Genomic DNA, 5,417 nt, shown 5'->3' with positions numbered 1-5,417 from the left:
TCAACCAGACGCCGCCGGGCATTCGCACACGTACAGCCCGGAGTCGCCCGGCTACCTCCGCCAACTGTCTGAGACCGATGGTCATGTTGGGCGGATCGTCGGCGCAGTGCGAAACCGTCCGACCTATGCCGACGAAGATTGGCTGGTCATCGTGACGACGGACCACGGCGGGTCCGAACGCGGACACGGTAAGGACATCCCCGAACACCGGACCGTCTTCGTCCTGCTCGAAGGTCCCTCGGTTCAGGCGGGATCGCTCGACGGTGGGGTCAACATCGCGGACGTAGGCGTGACGGCGCTCGTCCATCTTGGCGTGCCGGTCGAGCCATCGTGGGAGATGGATGGGCGGGTCGTGGCTTTGACGGCGTCGTAGGCAACTCTCAGCGGCAGGCACTCAAGCTCCTCCGACGCGATGGCCGTCCACGTGCTTCACGGCTGGCTGGACGAACTCCGCGACGAACTGCTCGAGCCCTCCTGCACAGTAGCAGATGGCGGGGCCAAACACACGCTCAGCCCGCTCACGCGCCTCGTCTCCCTGGTTGACCACGAACACGCTGCGCACCTTGCCCGCCAGACTGTATCGCAGCAACCACGTCAACCTAGAGTCGGTCGGCGCGAACGACACGCCGATGACGATGACCTGACAAGAGGCTTCGATGCGCTCGACGGCCAGCCGCCATTGTAGATCCAACGTCGGCACGCGACTGTATGCCTTAGACGACGTTGGCGGGACGACCGCGTGGACGAGGGAGTACGCACAGACTGGACACGTCGTAGTCGTGTCCATGCGGCCAATGAGGTAGTGTCGACCGGGGCAGTCGTCGTTTGGACAGTAGCGCCACCCCAACGATCCATGGAGTTTCAGAAAGCGTATGCCCTTCAGGTGCTGGGCCTGGTACAGAAGTGCTCTTGACTCGTCGCGCGACGCCATCGCAGGCGCTAACATCCTGGCCGACTTCAGAAGACAACGGCCGCCTTTGAGTTCATTCCGTCGCTTGGCGCAACATTCGATCCACGCGAGAGACAGCTCCGCAACAAGATCGTAGTTGAGCGTAATCAGCGTACTCTGGTCTGATGCCGCGTGTCCTTTGCGCACATCGAAGACACAATGAAACAGCACGCTGTGCAATGGGTCGGCGAGTTTCGAGTTCTCTGGCGTGAACTCGCACGCATCAACGCCGTTCCGTGCCCCCCGGTGTTGCTCTATCCTGTGAAGTCGGCAGACCATGTCACCATAATCGAGGCGGTCGCGGAGAAAGGTGTCCATCTGACTCCGTGCCCCAGCGTACGGCATAGCACCGCGACGTTCCCTGGAGTCCAGTCTCGTCTCGTATTCACAGGCAGCTTCGATGTAAGTAATGACGTCCTCAAGGTTGCACTTGTCGATGGGATGGCCCTTCCCGTAGAGCTCATCGAGCACAGCACGGATGGCGCACTGGGCACGCAACGACTCGTCCGTGAAGAACCCCGTCATGCATGGAAGACCGAAACGGGAGGCCTTCGACGCCCCAGCACCGAGTATGACTACAGTGCTGAGCTTCGGATCAAGCGTGGGACAGTCGTCCATACGAGGCCTCCCAGGCCAGCCGTACTCGAGCAGGGCGGTAACCCGCGCGGGTTCGCAGAAGCCCCGTGGCTTTCATGACTGCGGCGGATTCGACACCCGAATGTCGTACTTCCCGGGCTTCTCGACCGGAAGCGAGCCATCCTCGATCATCATGACGAGCGGCGACCTCGTCGTCCCCAGCGGAAGCCGGACGATCCCTCGTGCGCGCGCCGACTCGTACATCGCCATCATGATCTCGACGACCGTGCGGGCGTTGTGCGCCTGGTTCCGATGCTCGTTCTTTCCTTCGAGCCAGCCGAGGAGCTCCTCGAACTGGTTCGTGTCAGCGGGCGCATCGAGGGTCTGCCACCCCGGAGCGTCGGGATTCAGCAGTCGCAGCTCATTGCCGATGGACAGCGTGCCCTCGGTTCCATAGACGTGGAGCGTGCCGAACCCGGCGGCGCCGTCGTTCAGCCCACCGTCCGGCATGTCGCTCTCGATAACCAGTCGCGAGCCCTTCTCGAACGCGATCAAGCCCATGCACAGGTCCTCGATGGGCTCCAGCCGCTCGTAGCGGTCGGTGCGCCGCTCGACTTGTCCCATCACCCATTCCGCCTGCGGATCGCCTAAGAGGTAACGGGCGCGGTCGATGGCGTGGGTTCCGTTGTTGGTCAGTCCGCCTCCCGTCGTCAGCCGCAGCATGTGAGGAACGCCGATGGCTCCGCTCGCGATCAGACGCCGCGCCTCTGTGTTGCGGTGGTTGTAGCGATGGTGGTGCCCGACGGCAAGCTTCGTGCCGCTCTTGGCGACCGCGTCCAGCATTGCGTCTGCCGCCCCCAGGCTGACCGCCATGGGCTTCTCGCAGAGGATCGCGCGAACGCCAGCATTCGCCGCTGCGATGGTGATGTCCGGGTGCGTGCCGTGCCACGTGCAGATACTCACGATGTCCGGCGATTCCTTCGCGAGCATCTCCTCGTAGTCCGTGTACTGGGAGGGTATCGAGAACTCGTCCGCGAACTTGGCGACCGACTCGGCGCGGATGTCCACACCGGCGATCACGTCGCATCGCTTCGTGTTGATCCAGCCATGCGCGTGCGTTCGGGCAATGCCTCCGGTTCCGACGACTGCGACGCGATATCGGTCAGACATGATGGCGACTCCCTAGACGGCTTCATCGAAGAAGGGCGTATTGGGCTTCTTGTAGCGATGCGCAGCCTCGAAGTTCAGTTCGACGCCGAGCCCGGGTCCATCGGGCAGGTGAAGGTACCCGTCTCGAATCAACGGCGGGTCCGCGAGGACGAGCTCGTGCCAATGGGGTCGGTCCATCCAGTGCCATTCGAGGACGAGGAAGTTGGGCACGCTCGCGCAGCAGTGCGCCGAAGCGACGGTTCCCAGGGGTCCGCACACGTTGTGCGGCGCGAACGCGATGTAGTACATCGCCGCCAGATCGGCGATGCGCTTGCCTTCGGTGAGTCCGCAACACTTCGGCAGATCCGGCATGACGATGTCCGCCGCCTGCTGCTCGATAAGATCACGGAAGCCCCAGCGCAGATACAGATTCTCGCCCGTGCAGATGGGAACCGGCGAGTTCCGCTTCACTTCGCGCATGGCGGCGATGTTCTCAGGGGGAACCGGTTCCTCGAGCCAGAGCAGTCGGTACGGCTCCATCGCCTGCGCGACACGGATCGCCGCCGCCGTGTCGAACCGGCCGTGCATGTCGATCGCGATATCCACGGCGTCGCCGACGCCCTCACGGACCGCGGCAACCGTGTTCACCATTCGATCCAGCTCGCGCGGGGCAACCGACCAGTTCCACGGATCGTACTTGTTGGGATCCGAGGCGTCGTCCACGTCGAACTTGAGCGCGGTGAACCCCTGGGCGACGACCTCTTTCGCCCTCTCTGCCGCCGATTCGGGCGTGTTGTCTCTGCCTGCGTGGCAGTCCGCATAGATGCGGATGCGATCCCGGTACTTCCCGCCAAGGAGCTGGTACACCGGGGTCCCGAGCGCTTTGCCGGTCAGGTCGAGTAGGGCAATGTCGAACCCGCTGAGCGCCGTCACGAAGTTGCCCGCGAGCGCACCGTCGAAGATGTACCGGCGACGAACCTTCTCGAAGAGCACGTCCCAGTTCAGAGGGTTCTCGCCGACGAGAGCGGGCTTGAGCTCGTCGATGATGCGCGTGATCCCTCCGCCGCCGTGGATGCACTCGCCCATGCCGACCAAGCCCTCGTCCGTCTCGATCCGAACGAAGCAGGACCAGCCATGTCCCTGCACGAGCGCGGTCTTGATGTCCGTGATCTTCATGCGGTTGTCTCTCCGGTGAGCCACGTCACGACGCCGGAGAACATAGCAGACGTCGCCGACTTCCGCACGCAGAACCCGTTGCCCCGGGGCGACGGATCGCCTACCCTTCCCGCACCAGCCGGAGTCGCTTGGTCGGTGAGGACAGACGAAGGAGGCGCAGATGGCGAAGCTGCGAGTCGGTGTGATCGGTGCGGGCGGGATCGTCGCGCGGTTGCACCTGCCAGACTTGGCGAAGAACGACGAGTTCGAGGTGACGCTCGTGTCCGGCAGACGCGAGAGCCGACTGAAGCGGCTCTGTGAACAGTTCGGCATCCCGCGATGGACGCAGAGCTACGAGGATGTCATCGCGGACGACCGCGTCGATGCGATCATCATTGGAACACCGCATCCGCAACACGTCCGCTGGGGCATCGCCGCCATCCAAGCCGGGAAGCACGTCCTGATGCAGAAGCCGCTCTGCGGCGATATGGGCGAGGCGAACGCGTTCGTAGCCGCCGTCGAGCGCACCGACCGGACGGTGCAGTGCATGCCGCACTACGGGAACCACATCTACACGCTCCGTCAGCTTTGTCAGGACGGCGCAATCGGGAAGGTGTCCGGGGCGCGAGCCCGCACGAGCCACGGCGGACCCGAGATCTACTACGCGGAGATTCGCGACATCTTCGGCGAAAAGGACGACGACCTCTGGTTCTTCGACTCGAACCGCGCGAGCGTCGGCGCGCTGTTCGACATGGGCGTCTACGCCGTGTCGCACATCGTCGGGGTTCTCGGATCGGTGAGACGGGTTACGGGCTTCGTCTCAACCTTCGACAAGCCGACCGACCTGGAGGACGTCGCCACGTTGGTGCTAGAGATGGCGAACGGCGGCATCGCGACCGCCGAGACGGGCTGGTGCGATCCAGCGCGGACGTGGGAGATGTCCATTCACGGCACGGCGGGTAAGTTCACGACGCCCGGCCGCGATGGCGAGATGGTGACCAAGTGGACGCCGACCTCCTATACGCGCGAACACGCTCCCGTGGCAGCGGAAGCCATCGAGTGCAGCGTCGGCGTCGGCGGGCTCCACGAGCATTTCCTGGACTGCATCCGCAAGGGCGTGCCGCCGCCGCTGGAGAACGCCCACACGGCACGGCATATCACCGAGATTCTGCTGGCGGGGCTCGAGTCGAGTGCTTCCGGGAAAGCGATCACGCTGACGACATCGATCTGAGTGGTCCATGTCGTAGATCGGTTACGATACGGTGTCCGTGGACTCGATACATATCGACGAAGCAGACCACTGAGCGCGCGTCGCAAAGACGGTTGCGCCAACGTCCCGTAACCTGTGTCAGCGACGGGCCCAGGAAGGCGAACATGGACCTGACGTCAGAGGAACGCGACCGGGGATCGCTCGACGAGGAGCGCCTGAGCCTCGTCGTGCAACTTGTTCGGATGAATGGCTACGTCCTGTTCGAGCGCATGCTGCCGGATGCGCTGGTTCGGGAGCTCCACGCGGCGTTCATGCGGTCATTCGAGGCGTACGTCGCGCGAACCGATCCCAATCGCGGCGCGAATCGGTTCCAGATGC

The 5,417-nt window shown here is 63.7% G+C and carries 6 protein-coding genes; 3 read left to right on the top strand and 3 right to left on the bottom strand.

Features of this window, described 5'->3' with window-relative positions:
* Positions 1-373: metalloenzyme superfamily (locus FJZ36_17865; GenBank protein MBM3216765.1), on the top strand; the 373-nt coding region annotated here is incomplete at its 5' end.
* A 21-nt stretch (positions 374-394) separates the two neighbouring features.
* Here FJZ36_17865 and FJZ36_17860 read toward each other — a convergent pair.
* The 3 genes from FJZ36_17860 to FJZ36_17850 all read right to left on the bottom strand — a co-directional run bounded on the left by FJZ36_17860 (position 395) and on the right by FJZ36_17850 (position 3,850).
* Complete coding sequence (locus FJZ36_17860; protein MBM3216764.1) at positions 395-1,567, bottom strand: hypothetical protein; 1,173 nt, start codon at positions 1,565-1,567, stop codon at positions 395-397.
* A 72-nt stretch (positions 1,568-1,639) separates the two neighbouring features.
* Positions 1,640-2,695: a Gfo/Idh/MocA family oxidoreductase gene (locus tag FJZ36_17855; protein ID MBM3216763.1), complete on the bottom strand. Its 1,056-nt coding sequence runs from the start codon at positions 2,693-2,695 to the stop codon at positions 1,640-1,642.
* Between the two features lie 12 nt (positions 2,696-2,707).
* Positions 2,708-3,850 carry a mandelate racemase/muconate lactonizing enzyme family protein gene (locus FJZ36_17850; GenBank protein ID MBM3216762.1) on the bottom strand — a complete coding sequence of 381 codons (1,143 nt, stop codon included), beginning with the start codon at positions 3,848-3,850 and terminating at the stop codon, positions 2,708-2,710.
* A 160-nt stretch (positions 3,851-4,010) separates the two neighbouring features.
* Here FJZ36_17850 and FJZ36_17845 point away from each other — a divergent pair, with 160 nt between their 5' ends.
* On the top strand, positions 4,011-5,060 hold the full coding sequence (locus FJZ36_17845) for a Gfo/Idh/MocA family oxidoreductase (GenBank protein ID MBM3216761.1): 1,050 nt from the start codon (positions 4,011-4,013) through the stop codon (positions 5,058-5,060).
* 143 nt (positions 5,061-5,203) lie between these two features.
* On the top strand, positions 5,204-5,417 hold a 214-nt coding region (locus FJZ36_17840; GenBank protein MBM3216760.1), incomplete at its 3' end, for a hypothetical protein.

Source organism: Candidatus Poribacteria bacterium (assembly GCA_016866785.1).
Lineage (GTDB): Bacteria > Poribacteria > WGA-4E.
The sequence above is the reverse complement of the archived record's forward strand: the minus strand, read 5'-3'. Positions and strand labels throughout refer to the sequence as shown.

Excerpts from the sequence above, each read along its gene's own strand:
- FJZ36_17860 (MBM3216764.1), bottom strand. The coding sequence starts at position 1,567 with ATGGACGACTGTCCCACGCTTGATCCGAAGCTCAGCACTGTAGTCATA.
- FJZ36_17855 (MBM3216763.1), bottom strand. The coding sequence starts at position 2,695 with ATGTCTGACCGATATCGCGTCGCAGTCGTCGGAACCGGAGGCATTGCC.
- FJZ36_17850 (MBM3216762.1), bottom strand. The coding sequence starts at position 3,850 with ATGAAGATCACGGACATCAAGACCGCGCTCGTGCAGGGACATGGCTGG.
- FJZ36_17845 (MBM3216761.1), top strand. The coding sequence starts at position 4,011 with ATGGCGAAGCTGCGAGTCGGTGTGATCGGTGCGGGCGGGATCGTCGCG.